Genomic DNA, 19549 nt, shown 5'->3' with positions numbered 1-19549 from the left:
GGAGGGAGGCTCAGACATGAGCGAATTGGCCGACTGGCTATCGGACACGCATCCGATCACCCGAAAGAATGCGGCGGAAGTCGTATTCGACGATATTCGCTCGGCCATCACCTCCGGCCGTCTTGCTGTCGGGACCCGCCTGCCCTCCGAAGCTCAACTCGCCGGTCGGTTCGGCGTCAGCCGCCCGATCGTGCGTGAGGCGCTGCGGTCGCTACAGACGCTGGGTCTCACTCAGACCCGCACAGGCAGCGGCACTTATATCCTGAATGCTTCCCCTGCGAGTGAACTGAATTACGACGGCTACTCGGCGCGTGACCTTATCGAAGCCCGCCCCTTCATCGAAGTACCGGCGGCAGGCTGGGCAGCACTACGCCGCAGCGCCAGGCAACTCGCCCACCTGCTTGAACTTTGCGACAAGATGGACCGGCAGACAGATCCCCATAAATGGGAGTTGCTCGATTCAGAGTTTCACTGCGCCATTGCCGAAGCTTCGGAAAACACAGTTTTCTCCAAAATCGTCGCCGATGCCCGCGAAGCACTGATCCAGCAATCCGAACTCGTCAATCTGATGTCTGGTCGCCGTGAAGCGTCAAATGTCGAGCATCGCCGTATTGTCGAGGCCATTGAGGCAGGATCGGAAGCAGATGCCTGCGCTGCGATGGAAGCACATCTGAGCAAGGTCAAGACGGCTGTGACGACGATCATTGGCAAAGATGAAGTCTGACGCCGCAATATTGCTTCCCATGCCTGTCCGGCAGGATTCGCGCGGATTATTCGTGCCGATCCGGCATGGCGCGGCATTTTTATGCCAGATAAGCACAAGTCGATAACACTTTCTTCCTGCTGATTTTTTCCCTGCCCATCTATTCCGGAATTGAGTGTGAAGCTTCTCATTTAATGCCGAATACTTGACGCGCCTTCTTCGATATGCGTTAAAACCACCTCCAAAATCTGTCATGCAGCTTTACAGAACACCCACAAAATGGGGATGAATTTCATACCCTCATTGAATGGATAGTGGTGTGCCCTAATTGGCGTTTCACGTCGGAAGGGTCTCCTGTCGAAAACGCGCTCTCAGGGAGGAGCAATGTCGATTGAAACCATCAAAGCCACACCGGCTGAACGTGAAGTGTTCATTGAAGAGGATCGCGGCTATCACAAGGCCCTGAAGCCGAGGCAGATTCAGATGATCGCCATTGGCGGCGCGATCGGGACGGGCCTTTTCCTCGGTGCGGGCGGACGTCTGGCTATGGCTGGCCCGGCTCTGGTCTTCGTATATGCTCTGTGCGGCTTCTTTGCGTTTCTGGTTCTGCGCGCCTTGGGTGAGCTGATCATGCACCGCCCCAGCTCCGGTTCCTTCGTCTCCTATGCCCGCGAGTTCTACGGCGAAAAGCTGGCTTTCGTGGCAGGCTGGATGTACTGGCTCAACTGGGCCATGACATCGGTGGCGGACGTGACGGCAGTTGCGCTCTACATGAATTTCTTCAAGCATTATGTTCCGTGGCTGCAAGGTATCGACCAATGGGTATTCGCCCTGACAGCCCTTGTTATCGTGCTGTCGATGAACCTTTTGTCGGTCAAAGTGTTCGGCGAACTGGAATTCTGGTTCAGCCTCGTCAAGGTACTCGCACTCGTGACGTTTCTGGCTGTCGGCATCTATTTTGTTGTTTCCGGCACGCCGATTGATGGCCATGCGCCCGGTTTCAGCCTCATCACCGATAGCGGAGGCTGGTTCCCGAACGGCATATTGCCTGCTTTCATCATCATACAGGGTGTGGTTTTTGCCTATGCATCCATCGAGTTGCTGGGCACTACGGCAGGCGAAACCGAAGACCCGCGCAAGGTCATGCCCCGCGCAATCCGCACCGTGGTCTTCCGCCTTCTCGTCTTTTATGTGGGATCGGTTCTGCTGCTCTCGCTGCTTCTCCCCTACACCGCCTATTCCGCTGGCGAGAGCCCGTTTGTGACCTTCTTCAGCCAGATCGGTATTGAGGGAGCGGATATCATCATGAACCTTGTCGTCCTGACTGCGGTTCTGTCGTCGTTGAATGCCGGGCTCTATTCCACCGGGCGCATCCTGCATTCCATGGCGACATCCGGCTCGGCTCCCGCAGCTCTGGCGAAAATGAACAAGAACGGTGTACCCTATATGGGCATTGCGGTTACCGCCGTCGTCACTGTCATCGGCGTTGTGCTTAATGCTGTCGTGCCTGCGGCAGCCTTTGAAATCGCACTCAATCTCTCTGCGCTTGGCATCATCACGGCTTGGGGCGTCATTGTCCTTTGCCAGCTGAAACTGTGGCATCTGGCGCGTCGCGGCGAGATCGTACGCCCGGATTTCCGCATGTTCGGTGCGCCCTATACCGGCATCCTCACACTTGCATTCCTGCTCGGCGTACTTGTCCTGATGGCGCTCGACTATCCGGTCGGCACCTGGACGATTGCTTCGCTGGCGATCATCGGCCCTGCCCTCATCCTTGGCTGGTATATGATGCGTGAACGCATCCATCGACTTGCTGCCGAACGTGCTGTAGAGGCCAGCATTCCCGGTAAGTGAGAGGATTCGGAAATATGACGCTTGCAAAGCCTTCCATAGCGGTGATCGCCACTGGCGGCACCATCGCCAGCAAGCGTGGGGAAGACGGAGCGAGCATGCCGGTCCTGTCCGGTGAGGATCTGCTGGAATTCGTGCCAGGCCTTGAAGCGGAGCTTCGCCCGGTTGATCTGATGGCGAAGGATTCCGCAAGCCTCACCCTTTCCGACATGCAGCGCATCAGCGATGCCGTCGGTTCCGACCTGAAGGATGGCGAAGTCGACGGCATCGTCGTCCTGCACGGAACGGATGCCATGGAAGAAACGGCGCTGCTGGTACATCTGCAGCGCCGCATCGGCAAGCCGGTGATCTTCACCGGCGCGCAATTTACCGCCGATCATCCGCAAGCCGATGGGCCGGAAAACCTCGCCACTGCCATTCAGCTTGCCTGCGATCCGGCCAATGCCGACGAAGGCGTCCTTATTACTTTCGGCGGTCGGATCGTCCCGGTCTGGGGCGCATACAAATTCAGCAGCGACAGTGCCGACGCCTTCCGCTCTGCACGTATGATCCAGAGCCAGAGCCCGGTGCTTCCAGCGCCCGTCGGTGACCGCCGGATCGACACGATTGCCATTTATCCGGGCTGCGACGCCCTCCACATAGAAGCGAGCATTGCAGCCGGTGCCAGCGGCATCGTTCTTGCTGCACTGGGTTCTGGCAACACTACGCCCTGCGTTGTCGAAGCTGTCCGCGAATGCTCGCGCCGCAATATTCCGGTGGCCGTTTCAAGCCGCGTGCCCGAAGGCCTATTGGCACCCGGCTATGGCGGAGGCGGCGGCGGATATGATCTTGGCGAAGCCGGAGCCATTCACGCACATACGCTTCGCCCCGGTCAGGCTCGCATCCTGCTTGCGGCATTGATCGCCAGCGGCAGTTCCAAGGATGCGATGATCCGCGCTTTCAGCGACGACCGATAAGCGGGTCAGCCCGGAAACTGGCGGTAGCATTCTTCCGCCACCTGCCGCAGCCGCTCGCGCGATATCTCGCCGCTCACCGCATAACCAAGATCGTTGTCTATCCAATAGAAGGTCTCGACACCATCACTTGAGGCAAACCGGAAGCTCGTGTCACGATTATCAGGATTGCGTCCGACGATCACCGAAAGCCGTTTTCCAGCTTCGTCCTCATACATGAAGAAAGCGCCCGCCTTGCCGTCAACCGGCAGCAGACGCCCACCCACGAGCTGAAAGCCAAGCGAGCGGAGATCGGGGACACGAAGATCAGGTATATTCAGCCTCTTGCCAAGCCAGGTCGCCAGATGCGCCTCTTCATTGGAGAACACCTCGACGGGATGCCGCACTTCGCTAGCATAAATAAGATAGGCTGCCTGGGACTGCTGCGGCAGAGTTTGTACGCTCGCTATTTGCGGTTCGGCTTCCGCAAGCAGACGTGCGCCTGTAAACCCGCCTGCACCGCCAATTACCAAAGCCGCGAGAACCGCTGCCGCAACCGCCCCGCGATAGGTTCGCGGCTGGCGCATTCCCGCCGAACGGATCAATCCCGCATCGTCGTTCCTTGCCTTGGCATAACCGGAAAAAAGTTGCCTGATACCTTCGTTCTGCCTGCGCCATTCGACAGCCAACGCCGCCTGCTCGGGGTTGTGCTCAAGAAGCCCGGCGATGCGCGCATGTTCTGCTTCGGACAATTGCCCGTCGATAAAGCTCAGCAGTTCCGCTTCGGTTATGGGAGAATTGCGTTCTGTCATCATTTTCTCCGAAGCGTTACGATATTCGAGCCGCTCATATGTTCGGCAAGGCGGTGGCGTGCCCGCGACAGGCGTGACATGACGGTTCCGACAGGTATGCCCAGCATTTCCGCCGCTTCGCCATAGCTGTAGCCTTCGACAACGATGAGCATCAGCACCGCGCGGTTATCTTCCGGCAGTGTGTTGATCGCCTCTTCAAGCTGCTGCAACTGGAACGGATCGGTTTCCGTCGCCGCCACACTGATATTTTCCGCAGCGTCGAGCGTTTCATGCCGGGTTCGGGCCCGGCTTTTATAACTATTGCGGTAAAGGTTGGTCATCATCGTGAGTATCCACCCACGCAGATTGAGGCCCCGCCACTGGCCGCGCCGCGATAGCGCCTTTGCCACGCAGTCCTGCAAAAGATCCTCGCCTTCGGCATCGGACTTCGCAAGGCTGCGCGAATAGCGCCGCATAACCGGCAGGAGGGCCAGAAGCTGACCCTCGAAACTGTCAGGAGCGGGACGGCTCACATTGGTCTCATGGCTTTGCGGCGTGCCAGACCCCATTAACGCCGTCTCCGGTCACGTCGCCGGGCTTCTTGTCCTTCACCCAGTAATAGAGCGGCATTCCGTCTTTTGCCCATTGCTCGCTGCCATCCTTGCGCTTGACCAGCGTATAGGCGCCGGAAGCCTTTGCGCCCTTCATCGCCATGAAGGGCGGCCAGTTCTTGGCGCAAGCATCATAGCAGCTGGATTCGCCCTTGCTATCCTTGTCGAAAGTGTAGAGCGTCATATCCTTGGCGCCTGCCAGAACCTGCCCCTTCGAGCTTTCCATCGTTTTGACGGCTGGCGCAGCCAGCGCGGCTGACGCCGCCACGGCTGCTATTGCCAGTACGGACATAAAACCAAACGTTTTCATGATCTGCCTCACAAAGGTTCCAATCGCGGCATGCGATATGAAAGTAAGACAATCGGCGACGTTGATTTATTCCCGAAGCCGCAAGTTTTTCTACTTGTTAGAACAGTTCCTGTTTTAACGGAATCGCCGGAACTGCTCTAACCATTTGTTTTATCGCATTATCCTACGCAAAACCGTTTCACACTTTTGCTGGAACTGCTCTAGAACAATCGCAGCTTACGGGCATGAAAAGCCTCGGCATAAGCCTCGGGCGCACGACATTCCATGCCGCGTAGCCGGGCAAGACCGCGAAAGGTTTCCGTGTCAAACCAGTCCTTTGAGCGCTGGGTGCCGAAGTGCTTCATCAACAGTTCGATCTTGCGATCCATGATCGCGGCAGGTAGCGCTGAATAGGCGTTCGGCTGACCCAGATCGCCATCCCATTTTGGAATTTCATATTCAAGGATCACCTGATCCCGAAACAGGTTCCATGTCAATTCGTTGACGGTGCGGTGGTCCTGATGGGCATCGCCATGACGATGAGTGAAGACCATATCCGGCTGCTCGCGCCCGCGCTGTTCGATCAGCCATTGCTTGATTTCGCGGCTCTGCACCGGGAAATAGCTGTCCTCGAAAGAGGCAAGATGGATGTTGAAACTGTCTATCCCACGCAGAAAATCGCGAGCGGCGGCTTCCGCCTCCACGCGCCTTTCCTTATTTCCAGACAGCACGCACCACTCCACATGCAGAGGCATACCGCTCTCGATCAGGCTCAGAAGCGTGCCGCCGCAGCCAATCTCGATATCGTCGGAATGCGCGCCCAGACAAAGCAGTTGCAGCGGACGGCTGTGACTTGCGAGCGAACGCAGATCGATCATAGCGCTATCGCGACATTGGTGGCCCGCCGTGCGGCCTGTTCCGCCTTGTGCCGCTTCCAGGGCATGTCGCCCTTCTCCACCATATCTTCAAGCGTCTGCCAGTCACGCAGCGTATCCATCGACCGCCAGAAGCCCTCATATTTATAGGCCATAAGCTGGTTTTCAGCGATCAGGCGCCCGAAGGGTTCCAGCACCAGTTCCTCGCCCTCGCGCATATAGTCGAAGATTTCCTTGCGGAAGAGAAAATAGCCGCCATTGATCCAGATATCGGAGGTGTTCGACGTCCGGAAAGCCCGCACATCGCCGCCTTCGGCAATATCCGCAAGGTGATAGGTCAGCGGTGGACGGACAGCGAGAAAACAGGCAATCTTGCCGCTGGCGCGAAAACGTTCCGTCATGTCGTCAAGGTCGACATCGCTGAGCCCGTCGCTGTAATTGGCGAGGAACATATCCTCATTCGCCACATGCGAGCGGGCGCTCCACAGCCGCTCACCGATATTGCGCCAGATGCCCGTATCGAGCAGCGTCACGCTCCAGTCGCGATCCACTTCCTCAAGCAATTGCACATTGCGCCCGCCATCCGAAACCACACAGTCCGCGAAGGTCTGCGGGCGGATCATCAGGAAGAAATCCTTCACGACATTGGCCTTGTAGCCGAGGCACAAGACGAAATCATTGTGCCCGTAGTCGCTGTAATATTCCATGACGTGATGCAGGATCGGCTGATGGCCGAGTGGGATCATCGGCTTCGGAATATTCTCCGAATATTCGCGGATTCTGGTTCCAAGACCGCCGCAGAACAGAACGACTTTCATGACTTACCGCTCCTCTGTGAGTAGTGCCGGGTCAATCAACGTGACGTGCGGGATGGGAATGATGAACTTCGCGCCCCATTCGACCACATGCTGCATCTGCCGGATGATCTCGTCCTTGAAGTTCCACGGCAGGATGAGGATGTAATCGGGCCGGTATTTATCGATTGCCGACACATCATAGATCGGGATGTGCATGCCTGGCGTGAAACGGCCATGCTTGTAGGGATTGCGGTCAACCGTGAAGTCCAGGAAATCCGTGCCGATGCCGCAATAGTTCAGAAGCGTATTGCCCTTTCCGGGCGCACCATAACCGCAGATGCGTTTTCCCGCATTCTTGGCGGCGATCAGGAAGGACAGGAGATCGCGCTTGGTGCGCCGGGTCTTTTCGGCGAACTGTTCATAGGTCGAAATCTCGTTGAGGCCAAAACTCTCTTCGCGCTTCAGAAGAGCTGCAACACGCGCTCCAGCCTTCCGCTTGCTGCTGTTATGCGCAAGATACACACGCAGCGAACCGCCATGGGTCGGCAGTTCCTCCACGTCGATGACCTTGAGGTGATGCCGGTGCGCCATATACCGGATCGTCAGCAACGAGAAATACGAGAAATGCTCGTGATAGATCGTGTCGAACTGGTTCTGCTCGATCAGATTGGCGAGATGCGGAAACTCCAGCGTAATGACGCCCTCCGGCTTCAACAACAGTTGCAGGCCGCGCACAAAGTCGTTGAGATCAGGAACTTGCGCCAGAACGTTGTTGCCGATCAGGAGGTCGGCCTTGCGTCCTGCGCCGACCAGTTCGGCGGCAAGCGTCGAGCCGAAGAAATCCACGCGCGTCGGCACACCCTTGGCAATAGCCGTCTCCGCCACATTGGCCGCCGGTTCGATACCGAGGATCGGGATGCCCTTCGGCAGGAAATGTTGCAGGAGATAACCATCATTGCTGGCGATCTCGACGACAAAACTGTTTTCATTCAACCCCAGCCGTTCGGTTATCTCGTCGCAATAGGTCTTCGCATGGCTGACCCAGCTTGTGGCGAAGGATGAGAAATAGGCATATTCCGTGAAGATTTCGGCGGGCGAGAAATACTCCTTCAACTGCACCAGATAACAATGATCGCAGACAAGCGCGTAGAGCGGGTAGTAAGGCTCCATGCGGTCGAGGCGATCCGCCGTGATGAAGCTCTCGCAAGGCGGTGACATTCCCAGATCGACGAAGGTATGTTTGAGTAGTTTACCGCACAGGCGACAACCGGTCTGCTCTTGCGCCATGCTCGTGCTCCGCGAAATATCCGGCGTCTGGATGGTCATACGTCATTCCTCGCCTCAACGAACCTTCTGGACTGGTCCGTTACGGGTTGATGGGGTTGAACTCCGATCCGCGTCGGATAACCAAAACTACTAAGCGGCCTGAACATTGCCGAGACTGTCATCAGGGGCGAGCCGTACATACGATCGGGCGCGACATTCACCGGACGGACTACGCGGCGTAGATACCCAATCTTCACCCAATGGCTGCGGGGGCGTAGACGCCTACTTCATTCGGACGGGTTGGCATCATCCGGAAGGCTAATCAGATGCATCGAAGAAGGTTCTATCGCCCGATATTCCCGCTGGCAGAATGCGCATGTTGGCAATCGGGGCAAAAGATGCGTTTCACTTCGCTCAACATCGACGGCGCCTGGTCTATCGAGCCCGAAAGGCTTGAAGACGAACGCGGCTGGTTCGCGCGGGTCTATTGCGAAGCTGCGTTCAGGGAACGGCAGATGGAAACGCATTTCCCGCAGCACAGCCTGTCCTTCTCGCGCGAGGAAGGAACATTGCGCGGCCTGCATTATCAAAACGAACCGCATTCGGAAACCAAGCTCGTCACCTGCCTGCAGGGCGTCATCTGGGATGTTCTTGTCGATCTGCGCCCGCATTCGCCGACCTATCGGCGCTGGACCGGTGTGGAGCTTTCAGCTGAAAACGGTGTCCAGCTTTATATCCCGGAAGGCTGCGCGCACGGTTTCCAGACCCTGACGCCAGATGTGCTCGTGCGATACATGATCTCAAAGCCCTATGCACCTGATTATGCGACGGGTTTGCGCTATGACGACCCGGCGCTCGGCATAGCGTGGCCGAACAGGCCAAGCGTCATTTCCGACAAGGATCTGGCCTGGACGCTGCTTTGAGCAATCCCGCCTCGCGGAGCCGGTCAGCCGCATCGGCAAGGGTTGCGAATGGCAGCTTCGCTCGCACGGCCATATCGAGAATGGAATGCTCGCCATCCGCCAGATTGAGCACCCATAACAACGCCATGGCATTTTGCGCAGCGCCGCTATCGCCGCCCATGCTTCCATAGAGACCGCGCCTTCCAAGCTGCGCCTCCCCCTTCGGCGAGGTGTTCAGCGGACACCAGTTTTTTTCCGCAATTTCAATGGCCTGCAAGACCATGTTGAACGACTGCTCAAGATAATCCGGCTTGATGAAATCGAGATTGTCGGCCGATGTATGATATTCTGGAAAGGCACCATAGAGACTGCGCTGGAACATGCCGACCGGCAGGTTGAACCCCGGCGAACAGAACTGGCGCTCGTCATAACCATAGGGCCAGAAATCATGCATCGTCGCATTGGCGCATTTGGCAAGGACATGGCCCATGATGTGATCGATATCCGCATCGCCGCGACGGCTGCGCTTGTAATTCGGCCCGCCCGCATCACCGATGCAGGACAGGACAAGCCCGTGCCGGACCAGCTCCAGCTGGTCCTCGTTTCGTTGAAGCCATGCAAGCGCGCCGAAAGTCGCCGGGCCGAAAAGCAGCCGATAGGTCAGGCGCGTGCGCCGTGATTGCAGAACCGTGCCAAGGTGCGTCAAAAGCGCCAGCCCGGAACAATTGTCATTGGCCAGCGACGGGTGGCAAAGATGGGCCGACAGGATGAATGTTTCGTCAGTTTCGCCCCGGTGAATGAACTCGCCGAAGGTCAGAAAGCCGTCGCGGCGTTCCGCATCGATTACGACGTCATAATCACCGTCCTGCATCGATAGAAATTCACGATGCGCCATGCAGAAGCCCCAGCCTTCCGCATGATAACAGGTGCGGTAGGGAATGAGGTCCGGCTGATCTGGCAGCGTGTGAATATGCTCCTTCAGCGCGCTGAGCGGCATTCGGGCCCGCACAGGCACGCTGAAATTCACCACATGCAGATTGTGCTGGGCAAAATCGACCATGCGATTGCCGTTCATATCCGCGATATAGGCTTCACGGATGATCCATTCCTGAGGCGCTTTCCAGTCGTAGAGCGATGTGCCGGTCGGAACCTGATGGACCGTCAGCGGCAGGTGTTCCCCGATGATGGCGAGCGTTTCGCGCACGCCGTCCCCGGCGAGGCTGCGGCAGAGCGGATAAAGACGGACAGCAAGATCGTAGATGGCCTTTCCGCTCGATGGCTGCTGAATGGCCCGTTCAGTGCCGCTAGCCGCCCCATCCATTACGCCGTCGCCCGAAGCGGTTGCAGTTCGTCGTCAGTGCGACGCAGATCGGCATCCAAGACCCCTTCCGCAATCAGCTTGCGAATATGGGCGATACGCTGGAAACGCGGGCCTTCGAATTCCTCAAGCGTCAGCGTCGAGCGGCTATAAGCGGCAAGCAGTTCGCGCGTACCGGCAACGGCATCCCATTCCGGTTTGGCTTCCGGCAGCACCCTCGCCAGCTTTTCAAAACTGACGCGATAGGAACGCGTATCCGGCCCGGCGTCATCCGCATAGTCGATGCGACAATCAGGAACATTGTCGGCCACGATGCCCGCAATATCCCGGATGCGGTAGTTGTGTTCCGTCGAGCCGACATTGAAGGCTTCGTTCCAGACTTTTTCGCGCGGCGCTTCCATAGCCGCCATGAAGGCGCGGGAAATATCGCGAATATGCACGATAGGCCGCCAGGGCGTGCCATCGGACTTGAGATAGATCAGCCCTTTTGTCACCGCCCATGCCACGAGATTGTTGAGCACGATGTCGAAACGAAGGAACGGCGAAACGCCGTAAGCCGTGGCAGGCCGCAGATAGACGGGGCAGAAGTCTGCATCCGCCAGTTCGCGAATGTCCTGCTCTGCCCGCACCTTGGACCGGCCATAGGCCGTTACCGGCTTCAGTTCGCCGGTTTCATCGATCAGATCGGCATCGCTGATGCCGTAATTGCTGCAGGACGAAGCAAACAGAAAACGCCCCACACCGGCACGCTTCGCAGCCTTTGCCATGGCGACGCTCGCCCGGTGATTGATGTCGTAGGTCAGTTCCTCATTGAGGTTGCCAAGCGGATCATTGGAAAGTGCTGCAAGATGAATAACCGCGTCGAACCCCTCCAGATCGCGCGGGGATACATCGCGCACATCCTTTCGGATGGTCGGCACATTCATCACCGCGCCGCCTTCTTCAAAAAGGCAATGTTCATAAAGGCCAATGTCATAGCCGGACACTTCATGCCCTGCATTTGTGAGGACCGGCACCATGACCGACCCAATATAGCCCTGATTGCCCGTAACCAGTACTTTCATGTCCGACTCCTCAAGCTTGGATAAATGCATGTTAGCCAGAGAGAACGGGAGCGACGACTTGACCGAATGCATGCCCGGTTAGAACAAGCGTTTATGAAAAGCGTGAAAGGGTGTACCGCCTACCTCTTTTGGATGTCCTGCAGACGTGCGGCGCTGCCGATCAACAAAAGCCAATCAGTTTCGCCACCCGCATTTTGCGCCTGCTTCGGCTTGTAGATCGCAATCGCGCCGTCGAACTTCGGCTGGTCCGCATCCGCGAATGCGCCGGAAACCGGGTCGAACCAGACTGCCTTCCAGCCTTCTCTGACAATATCCTTCTGCACTGCGAAACCATCAGCATCGCCGTAGATGACCGACAACGCCCCATCTGGCAGAGACGAGGCATAACTTTCCGGGTCTACAGCGATGCGGCTTTCGCGATCAGGCTGTAGTTGCGGCCAAGGCAGTTTCTCAAACAGTGCCTTCATAACGGCCATCGACCGTGCGGCGGGACTGTTCAGCGCATCGCGCCAGGTGCCGTCATAGGCAAACAGGCCGGAACTGCTGAAATGCCAGATGGGATTATTTCCAAAGAACTGTCCGGCAGCACCGGCAAGCAAGGCGCCATAAGCGTTCCGCCGGATGGATTGCGGCGTTGACTCCCATTCCTTCTCGTAAAATGTTTCCAACAGAATGACAGGCATCATTATATCTTCCGCCGTACGCTCCAGCATTCCGGTATGGATATCCTTGTAGCTGTAGAACGTGTCGAAGGAGAACCAGCTATACTTGCCCCAAAGCTCGGCAGTGTTCGTTTCGGGGCTCGGGTGAACCGTCTTCAGCGACGAGGGACTGACCTTCGTGATCCCCTCGGCCATACTGGAAACCAGCTTCTCGTCCGGCGTATTAAAATCGCCCCCCAACACCCAGACAATGTTGGGATATTGTCGAAACCGTTCGGCTATTTTCTGGCCATAGATGCGCATTTTTTGCGGGCCCGCCGTTTCGATACTCCTGAACCAGCCCTGATCGCCGCCGCTCACCCCAAGATAGGCGGGGGCGAGCAGAACAACGAAACCGAGTTCTTCCGCCCGCCCGATCACCCAGGCGGCATGGTCGAAATATTTCGGGTTAAGATCGACGAAGGCTTCGCCGTTGAAGGGCTTCTCGCCATAAGCATTGGCGGGCGGATGGCGGGAGAACTGGTGTTCGACCAGATTGACCAGAATGGCATTGAAGCCGCGCTTTCGGCGGTCTTGCAAATAGATTTCGACATCCTCGCGTGTCAGTTCGGCGATCAGCGACCATGCGGTATCGCCCTGCAGCAGAAATGGTTTGCCGGTCGCATCCTCGAATATGCGCCGGTCCTGACCGACCCTGATCGGAAATGGGTCGGCAGCATGTGACACCCCCGTCGCTATCGCCAGCAGAACCGTCGCGATCAAAGCTTTGACAAGATGCTTCATCGCATCGTCGGCGGATAGGCCGGCGCTTCATTGAAGCGGCGATAGACGACCTGCGAAGGACGCCCCGTCAGATGGGAACTCACACCATCGTTCAGTGCCCGGACATAGATGTCGAGCGCCCCGTCAATCGCATCCACCGTGCGCGCAATGTCGGTGTCGCTGTGGGTATAGCTCACGACCAGCGACGGCATCAGCACGCCACGCCGGATTGTCTCCTGAAGCAACAGCGTGCGAAATGCCTGAGATGGCTGCCCCTTCTCGTCGAGCGTGCCATAGGCAAGGCAGCACGGACGCCCGAACAGGCGGACATGGTTCTGAAGCCCATGACCGGCAATCGCCGCATTCACGCCGTCGGCCAGTTTCGAGCCTTGCTTATAGAGCCTTTCGATCACCGGCTCGTCGCGATAGATCGTCATCGTGGCAATCGCTGCCGCCATGGCATGGGTTTCCGCGCCGTGCGTGGTCGAAAGCAGGAACACACGCGGATGATCGGTCTGGATCAGACCGCCAAGCTGCATATATTCCGCCTTTCCTGCCAGTGCCGAAATCGCAAAGCCGTTGCCCAGCGCCTTGCCGAAGCAGGAAAGATCTGGTTCGACATCATAGAGCCTCTGCGCCCCGCGCAAATGCCAGCGAAAGCCGGTAATCATCTCATCCAGAATGAACAGTGCTCCATGTTCATGGGCGATACGCTTTGCTTCCTGCAGGAAGTTGTTTTGCGGCTCGTCGGCTTTTGCGGGTTCGAGGATAATAGCCGCTATGCGCCCCGGATAATCCTCGAACAGGGCTTCTATGCTTGCAATATCGTTGTAGCGGAAGGTTGTGGTCAACGCCGAAACAGATGCCGGAATACCTGCATTCATTTTCGTCGTTCCGATAAACCAGTCATCCGTCGAAAAGAATGGATGATCGGCGCAGCAGGCAATCATGTCGCGTCCCGTATAGGCGCGCGCAAGTCGCACGGCACCTGAAGTCGCATCCGAACCATCTTTGCAAAACTTTACCATTTCCGCGCCGTCAATCAGCTCCAGAAAGCTTTCCGCGCATTCGACTTCGATGGCGCCCGGCCGTGTAAAATTGCATCCGTCCTGCAAGGCGTCGCGCACCGCGCGCACGACGGGCGGATAGGCGTGGCCCAGCCCGACAGCGCGATTTCCCATCCCGTATTCGATATATTCGTGACCGTCGACGTCGAAGACATGCGAGCCGGAACCGCGCTGGATGAAGCCGGGTGCCAGAACCGGATACTGGTCGTCACCCTTGGCATAGGTATGACAGCCGCCCGGAATAAGCGCGTGAGCCTTGGTGGCAAGCAGTTGAGAATTACGGAACTGCGATGTGAAAAGGTTCATGCCCCTCTCCTTTCTATTCACAGATCATGCTGCGGACCATCTCGTATGCAGGCGCTCGCGCATCTGGCGCAGCCAGTTCTTCACCGGCTTCGGCAAGCGGCTGCGCAGACTGGAATGAAGCGCGTTCGGCATCGACCATTGTGAAAGCGCCAGTGGTGGCGCAATGGCGGGACGATCCGCAACCAGATGCTCCAGAAGGCCCGCATAGGCGCGCCCGGCAATATCGTTATCGAAAACTGTCTCAACCTTCTGCTGGGCGGCACCCGCCATGCCCGCTAGCAGCTCGCGGTCGCGCGCAAGCCGGTCGATATGCCTTGCCGCCTTGCGGAAATCACCGACAGGGAACAAAAGCCCATCCTTGCCATCGGTAACGATGGTGTCGGTCACACCGGCGATCTTAGACACAACCGCAGGGCAACCCTGGCTCATCGCCTCGATGAGTGTCAGGCCGAAACCTTCATAGCGCGACGGCATGACCATAACGTCGTGCTGGCTCACCAGCCAGGGCACATCGGATGGCGCAACCCAGCCGGTAAAGCTGACTTTGTCGCCAAAGGGCGCAAGGCGATGGCGCAGCTCTTCCAGATCCGGGCCGTCACCGGCGACAGTCAAATGATAAGGACAGTGGAGCTCACGCAGGATATTCGGCAGCCAGAACACGCCTTTCGAATTGTCTTCTATGCGTCCCAGATAAAGCAGCCGCAGCGGGCTGCTCTCGTCCTTTTTCGGAACATGACGCGGCAAATGTATGTCCCGGTTCAACCCATGCGGGATGACCAGCGTGCGCGCCGCATTGAAACCGTGCTGGCGCACGAGATCATCGCGGCAGCGTTTTGAAACCCCGACCGTAGCGTGAACATGATCGCGGATCGTCTTCGCCGCGGCATAGGTGCCGGGCGTGATGTTGTGGACGATCATGATGCGCAGAATATCGGCGGGCAGATAGCGCACCAGATTGGTTTCGAAGCGGTTCGAGAGAACATTCACGAAAACGGCGTCGAAATGGTTGTCGCGCAGAAAACTGATCATGTGCCTGGCGCGGGTTTCTTCATCCAGCACGCCCATTCGGTCGATGGCATCGCCCTTGCGAAGTGCATCCTCAAGCCCCTGCCCCGTCGGTACACTGATAGTGTTGCCCACAGCGCCGGCGGCAAGCCAGCGAAGCTCTATCCCCGACTGGCCGAGCGACGAGCGCAGGCGTGTGAAGACCGAATAGGTCCCGCCTATGTGGGGACGGACAAAGTAAGCACATTTCATGGTCAGAACCTTGTTGCCCCAGTGATATTTCAGAAGTGATATTTCAGGAGTACATCTCAAGGGAGACAAGACTTCGAGGGAACAACTCCCTCGAAGCCTTACTCCGGTATATCGGGGGGCAATGGATATACCGCTGGCCAGTGTATCGGAATTGCAATGCTGCGCATTTCGGCTAAGAGGGGTACATCCTATCCTACAATAGAGGATGGTGTTCACCCTTCTGCCAGTTTTCCATGAAGCGCGTCCCGCATTAGCTTGCAGGTGCAGCGGGAGACACGTGCATGAAAATAGGGCTTTTCGGGCAGTTCGGCTCCGGCAATACCGGCAATGACGGTTCGCTGGAAGCGATGCTGCACCAACTGCAGCGAACCGATCCGCAGATCGAAGTCATATGCATATGTTCCGGGCCTGAAGCGGTCAAAAACACGTATGGAATTGAGGCTGTTCCCATTGGCGGCTATGTCCCTTCCCATCGCTTCATGCGGATCATGGATCGGTTTTTCTTGAAGGCCCCACACCGCATCTGGGGTTTTGCAAACGCGATGGTGCTTAGCCGCTCGCTCGATTTCCTCATCGTACCCGGCACCGGTGTTCTCGATGACTTTAGCTCGGAACCATTTGGCTGGGCATTTGCTATACTGCGCTGGTCGCTCGCAGCCCGATTGGGCGGTGCCAAGCTTCTTATGGTTTCCATTGGCGCAGGTCCGATCAAGCATCCGCTCAGCCGCTGCTTCATGAAATGGGCATCTCTGATGGCCAGATTCAGATCCTATCGCGATGCGATTTCGTATGAATTCATGAAAACGCTGGGCGTTCAGCAGCCCGGCGACAGCGTCAGCGCCGATCTGGCTTTCTCGCTGCCCAAAGCCGCCGAAACAGTCTTACCTCGCAACGATCCAGAACAGCATATAGAACGGATAGGTATCGGAATCATGGCTTATCGCGGCTGGAAGCGCCACGATGGAAATGGCATCGCCATCTACCGCAATTATCTTCAAAAGATGTCTGCCGTGGTTGGGTCGCAGCTGCAGCAGGGGCGCACTGTGCGCCTTCTGACCGGCGACAACATAGACCGTGAGGCCATCGCCGACCTGATAGCACTCTTGTCTGCGACAGAATGCGGCCAGCAACTGCTCATCTATGAGCCTGTCACTTCGTTGCACGATCTGATGAAGCAGATCGCACAGACCGACATCGTTCTGGCGAGCCGTTATCATAATGTGATCTGCGCGCTGCATATGGGGCGGCCCACGATCTCCTTGAGTTATGCGCAAAAGAACGACGTGCTCCTGCAGGATAACGGCCTGAGCGAATTCTGCCACCATGTGGAAAGCTTCGACCCGCCAACTCTGATCCGGCAGATAGACGATATGCTGCTTCGTCGCCCTGAACTGGAACAAGCCGTGCGGGCAGGCACTGACCAGTACCGCCTTCGTCTCGAATGGCAGGAACAGAGCCTCCAGCAGGAGCTTCTGGAGCACAAGAAACACGGCCCATGACCGCGATTTTTAGCCCGCAGCTCCCAAATGTTTACGTCGCTTGCTGCGGTGCAGAAGGTAATCAAAGGGTGGCACAATCGCCATCAGCGGCTTTCGTTTTAAAGCGGTCGCGAGAAGTGCCGCTGCACCCCTTTCACGACGCAATACATTCGATACAGCAGACCAGTATGCCCGCTTCGAAAGACAGTCTTTCACCTTCGCCAGAAGCTGCTCTGCATCAGGCAGATCACGCCCTTCATGTTCAAAGAAGGAAAGGAAGGCCTGTTCCACCTCCCGATTCCATTGCAATATTCCTTCTATATTGGATGAACGGCTCTGTGGGTGGATGCGAATATAAGCCTGAACGCTTTCGGTTTCTGCAATCGCTCCTTGCATGGCAAAACGCAACCACATCTCCATATCGTCCGTGTGGGCAAGACTGGCGCGATAATGCCCGATCTTTTTCTGCACCTCGGTTCTCACGATTGCCGTCGGGCCGTCGACCAGGCTGATCGCATTGCGGCAACAAGCGGCGATATAATCCGGGCCGGAACGGATCTTCCATCCAGCCTCATCTCCGGGCTCCGGCAAATTTATCTCTGACCGGCGCGTATCTGCGGTGATCTTCGACATGCGTCCATAGACAAGATTTACATCGCGGCGCTCGTCAAGAAGTGCGGTAGCGCGGGCAAGCACATCCGGCGCCAGCAGGTCGTCGGAGCAAAGGATCAGAAAATACTCTGCGCTAGCCCAATCCACCCCCTCGTTAAAGGAAGCATGGGGCCCGAGGTTTCGTTCTCGCAGGCACAATTCCACCCGGCTGTCCTCTGCCGCAAGCTGGCATGCAATCGCCGCACTGTCGTCGGTCGACGCATTGTCGATAATCAGCACGCGGACATTCACCCCACGCTGTGACAGAACACTCTCCACGCTTTCGCGCAGAAAACGTCCATAATTATAATTCGGAATGGCAATATCGACATTGTGCATTTGCATTCCCTCGCAGTAACCGCTTATTCCGCCGGGGTCGAAGATGTCAGCCCGTTGCGCCAACGCCGGAAAATCCGGCGATTGAGAGCACTCATATTGGCAAATGTAATGAAGACATGGCTCAGTTCCTCGCCAAATGGGTGCCGGGTGACGAAGACGGCGGCAATCCAGCTCAAGGCAGCAAGAAGTCCGATCCCAATACCGTAAAGCGGCGGAAAATCGAACGAGAACCCGTTGGCTGCTAAAGCCGCCAATGGCAAAAGAAGGGTCAGTGCCGTTACCAGGGCGCTATGCGCGAATGCGCCGAAAAGCTCCCGGCGCGAAAAGGAAACGTATTTTTTTACATAGAGGATCGAAACGACCATCTGGAACGGCGACGTGATGAACTGGCTGAGCACAACTGCGAACAGGCCGAAGAACGCTGCCACACATAATACGGGCGCCACGACCGAACGCGAAATCAGGCTGAAGACGAAGGCGTCCCGGTTGTGACCAAGTGCCATCAGCAGCGGATAAGTCAGCAGGACCGGACACCAGAACATGTTCGCGACACAGGAAAGAGCGACGATGGGGACTGCGTCATGCCAGCCATTGCCCAGAATGATACGCACCGCCGGATATGCCAGGAGGGCCAGTACGGCCTGAGCGGGCCAATAAACCACGCTGATATAGGATAGCGCACGAATATAGGACTGGCGTATATCGACGCCCTCACGCACCTGCGCAGACAACATGGGAAATGCTACGGCAAAGATCGCCGAGAGGATGACCCGATCCGGCAACCCGCTGACCGTTCCAGCACGATTATAGATGCCGACCTGCGAAACAGGCATGAAACGCCCCAGAATAAGCGACGGAAACGTCTCGCAGATTTTGCCGAGGCTGGAATTCGCGCCTAAGTAAATGCCGAAGCGCCAGGCTTGATCGATGCTGGCGAATGTCGGTCGCAACAGCCGTCGCAGCGGATGAATAGCGATGGAAAATGTGGTCGTGACTGCAGCCGAAGCGAGCAGACCAATCGCAAAGCAGAGATAGCCGAACCCCATATAAGCAGTAACGATCGTGACAAGCGCACCGACTCCCGAACCGGCAGTCCGGATACGGGCGAGGATGCCGAAGGCCATTTCACGCCGCAGCAGCGCAATGATCGGCATGGCCAGGGTTTCGATAATGGCAGCCGCGATTGTGATGTCGAGAAAGACACTGAGCTTCGGCTCTTGATAGGAAGCGGCGAAAAACCCTCGCAGCATATAGAGAATGACTGCAAGCACCAATGTTACGCTCATCAAATATGTCAGCGATGTCTGAAGATCCTTATCTTCCACACGATCAAGCTTGATGAGAAATTCGGCGCTCGCAAATTCCCGGAGCGAAAAAACAATAGCCGAAATGCTGATGCCAATGACTCCCATGCCCGTCTCAGCGGGGTCGAGAAATCTGGAGACGATGACAACCGTGAGGAAATTGAAGATCAGCGCGGCATATTGCTCCAGCGCCGCCATGAGAATGCCCCTGCGGCTGCCGTTCATGATCCGCTCCTCGAAACGAGCCTGGATAGGTTAAGCAATTTCGGTTTCACGATGCCTTATCCCCCCCGGATCGTTCGACAAGACGGCCTTTCTGCCCTT

The 19549-nt window shown here is 57.0% G+C and carries 18 protein-coding genes; 5 read left to right on the top strand and 13 right to left on the bottom strand.

The annotated features are described in order from the left end of the window. Positions 1-16: 16 nt before the first annotated feature. From JNC70_RS11680 to JNC70_RS11670, 3 genes are all read left to right on the top strand, one after another. Positions 17-724, top strand: coding sequence for a FadR/GntR family transcriptional regulator (locus tag JNC70_RS11680; protein ID WP_104754418.1), 708 nt, complete (start codon positions 17-19; stop codon positions 722-724). A 363-nt stretch (positions 725-1087) separates the two neighbouring features. Then, a complete protein-coding gene (locus JNC70_RS11675; protein ID WP_104754417.1) occupies positions 1088-2557 on the top strand; it encodes an amino acid permease in 1470 nt (489 codons plus the stop codon). A 14-nt stretch (positions 2558-2571) separates the two neighbouring features. After that, complete coding sequence (locus tag JNC70_RS11670) at positions 2572-3510, top strand: asparaginase (RefSeq protein ID WP_104754416.1); 939 nt, start codon at positions 2572-2574, stop codon at positions 3508-3510. A gap of 5 nt (positions 3511-3515) precedes the next feature. On the opposite strand, the gene JNC70_RS11665 is transcribed toward JNC70_RS11670, so the two are convergent. The 6 genes from JNC70_RS11665 to JNC70_RS11640 all read right to left on the bottom strand — a co-directional run bounded on the left by JNC70_RS11665 (position 3516) and on the right by JNC70_RS11640 (position 8175). Beyond that, positions 3516-4298 (bottom strand): anti-sigma factor family protein, encoded by a 783-nt coding sequence (locus tag JNC70_RS11665; protein WP_104754415.1) that lies wholly within the window; start codon positions 4296-4298, stop codon positions 3516-3518. Beyond that, positions 4298-4846 (bottom strand): RNA polymerase sigma factor, encoded by a 549-nt coding sequence (locus JNC70_RS11660; protein ID WP_104754414.1) that lies wholly within the window; start codon positions 4844-4846, stop codon positions 4298-4300. Before JNC70_RS11660 ends, JNC70_RS11665 begins: the two co-directional genes overlap by 1 nt. After that, entirely contained in the window at positions 4818-5198 is a 381-nt protein-coding gene (locus JNC70_RS11655) for a COG4315 family predicted lipoprotein (RefSeq protein ID WP_104754413.1), read from the bottom strand. The genes JNC70_RS11660 and JNC70_RS11655 overlap by 29 nt, the downstream gene beginning before the upstream one ends. Before the next feature lie 200 nt (positions 5199-5398). Next, complete coding sequence (locus JNC70_RS11650) at positions 5399-6055, bottom strand: PIG-L deacetylase family protein (protein WP_104754412.1); 657 nt, start codon at positions 6053-6055, stop codon at positions 5399-5401. Continuing rightward, positions 6052-6870 (bottom strand): sugar phosphate nucleotidyltransferase, encoded by an 819-nt coding sequence (locus tag JNC70_RS11645; RefSeq protein ID WP_104754411.1) that lies wholly within the window; start codon positions 6868-6870, stop codon positions 6052-6054. Before JNC70_RS11645 ends, JNC70_RS11650 begins: the two co-directional genes overlap by 4 nt. 3 nt (positions 6871-6873) lie before the next feature. Then, positions 6874-8175 (bottom strand): class I SAM-dependent methyltransferase, encoded by a 1302-nt coding sequence (locus JNC70_RS11640; protein ID WP_104754410.1) that lies wholly within the window; start codon positions 8173-8175, stop codon positions 6874-6876. A 338-nt stretch (positions 8176-8513) separates the two neighbouring features. Between JNC70_RS11640 and rfbC the strand changes: the two genes are divergently transcribed. Further along, a complete protein-coding gene (rfbC, locus tag JNC70_RS11635) occupies positions 8514-9038 on the top strand; it encodes a dTDP-4-dehydrorhamnose 3,5-epimerase (protein ID WP_104754409.1) in 525 nt (174 codons plus the stop codon). Here rfbC and JNC70_RS11630 read toward each other — a convergent pair. From JNC70_RS11630 to JNC70_RS11610, 5 genes are all read right to left on the bottom strand, one after another. Beyond that, positions 9001-10338, bottom strand: a complete 1338-nt coding sequence (locus JNC70_RS11630; protein WP_104754408.1) for a DUF4910 domain-containing protein — start codon at positions 10336-10338, stop codon at positions 9001-9003. The two genes, rfbC and JNC70_RS11630, sit on opposite strands and share 38 nt — an antisense overlap. After that, positions 10338-11399, bottom strand: coding sequence for an NAD-dependent epimerase/dehydratase family protein (locus tag JNC70_RS11625; protein WP_104754407.1), 1062 nt, complete (start codon positions 11397-11399; stop codon positions 10338-10340). The genes JNC70_RS11630 and JNC70_RS11625 overlap by 1 nt, the downstream gene beginning before the upstream one ends. A 119-nt stretch (positions 11400-11518) precedes the next feature. Continuing rightward, positions 11519-12844: a glycoside hydrolase family 140 protein gene (locus JNC70_RS11620; RefSeq protein ID WP_104754406.1), complete on the bottom strand. Its 1326-nt coding sequence runs from the start codon at positions 12842-12844 to the stop codon at positions 11519-11521. After that, positions 12841-14196, bottom strand: a complete 1356-nt coding sequence (locus JNC70_RS11615; protein WP_104754405.1) for a glutamate-1-semialdehyde 2,1-aminomutase — start codon at positions 14194-14196, stop codon at positions 12841-12843. The genes JNC70_RS11620 and JNC70_RS11615 overlap by 4 nt, the downstream gene beginning before the upstream one ends. A 24-nt stretch (positions 14197-14220) precedes the next feature. Beyond that, positions 14221-15453: a glycosyltransferase family 4 protein gene (locus tag JNC70_RS11610; protein WP_104754404.1), complete on the bottom strand. Its 1233-nt coding sequence runs from the start codon at positions 15451-15453 to the stop codon at positions 14221-14223. A 281-nt stretch (positions 15454-15734) separates the two neighbouring features. Between JNC70_RS11610 and JNC70_RS11605 the strand changes: the two genes are divergently transcribed. Beyond that, positions 15735-16952: a polysaccharide pyruvyl transferase family protein gene (locus tag JNC70_RS11605; RefSeq protein ID WP_104754403.1), complete on the top strand. Its 1218-nt coding sequence runs from the start codon at positions 15735-15737 to the stop codon at positions 16950-16952. A gap of 9 nt (positions 16953-16961) precedes the next feature. Here JNC70_RS11605 and JNC70_RS11600 read toward each other — a convergent pair whose 3' ends face one another. Together JNC70_RS11600 and JNC70_RS11595 are read right to left on the bottom strand one after the other, a co-directional pair. After that, the gene (locus tag JNC70_RS11600) at positions 16962-17921 is read right to left on the bottom strand and encodes a glycosyltransferase (protein WP_245414714.1); all 960 of its coding nucleotides are present in this window, start codon (positions 17919-17921) and stop codon (positions 16962-16964) included. A 23-nt stretch (positions 17922-17944) separates the two neighbouring features. Next, on the bottom strand, positions 17945-19450 hold the full coding sequence (locus JNC70_RS11595; RefSeq protein WP_104754401.1) for an oligosaccharide flippase family protein: 1506 nt from the start codon (positions 19448-19450) through the stop codon (positions 17945-17947). Positions 19451-19549 lie beyond the last annotated feature (99 nt).

This window comes from Brucella oryzae, from assembly GCF_041929965.1.
In the GTDB taxonomy this organism is placed as follows: Bacteria; Pseudomonadota; Alphaproteobacteria; order Rhizobiales; family Rhizobiaceae; genus Brucella; species Brucella oryzae.
Note: the sequence above shows the minus strand (reverse complement) of the source record. Positions and strands in the feature narration are given on the sequence as shown.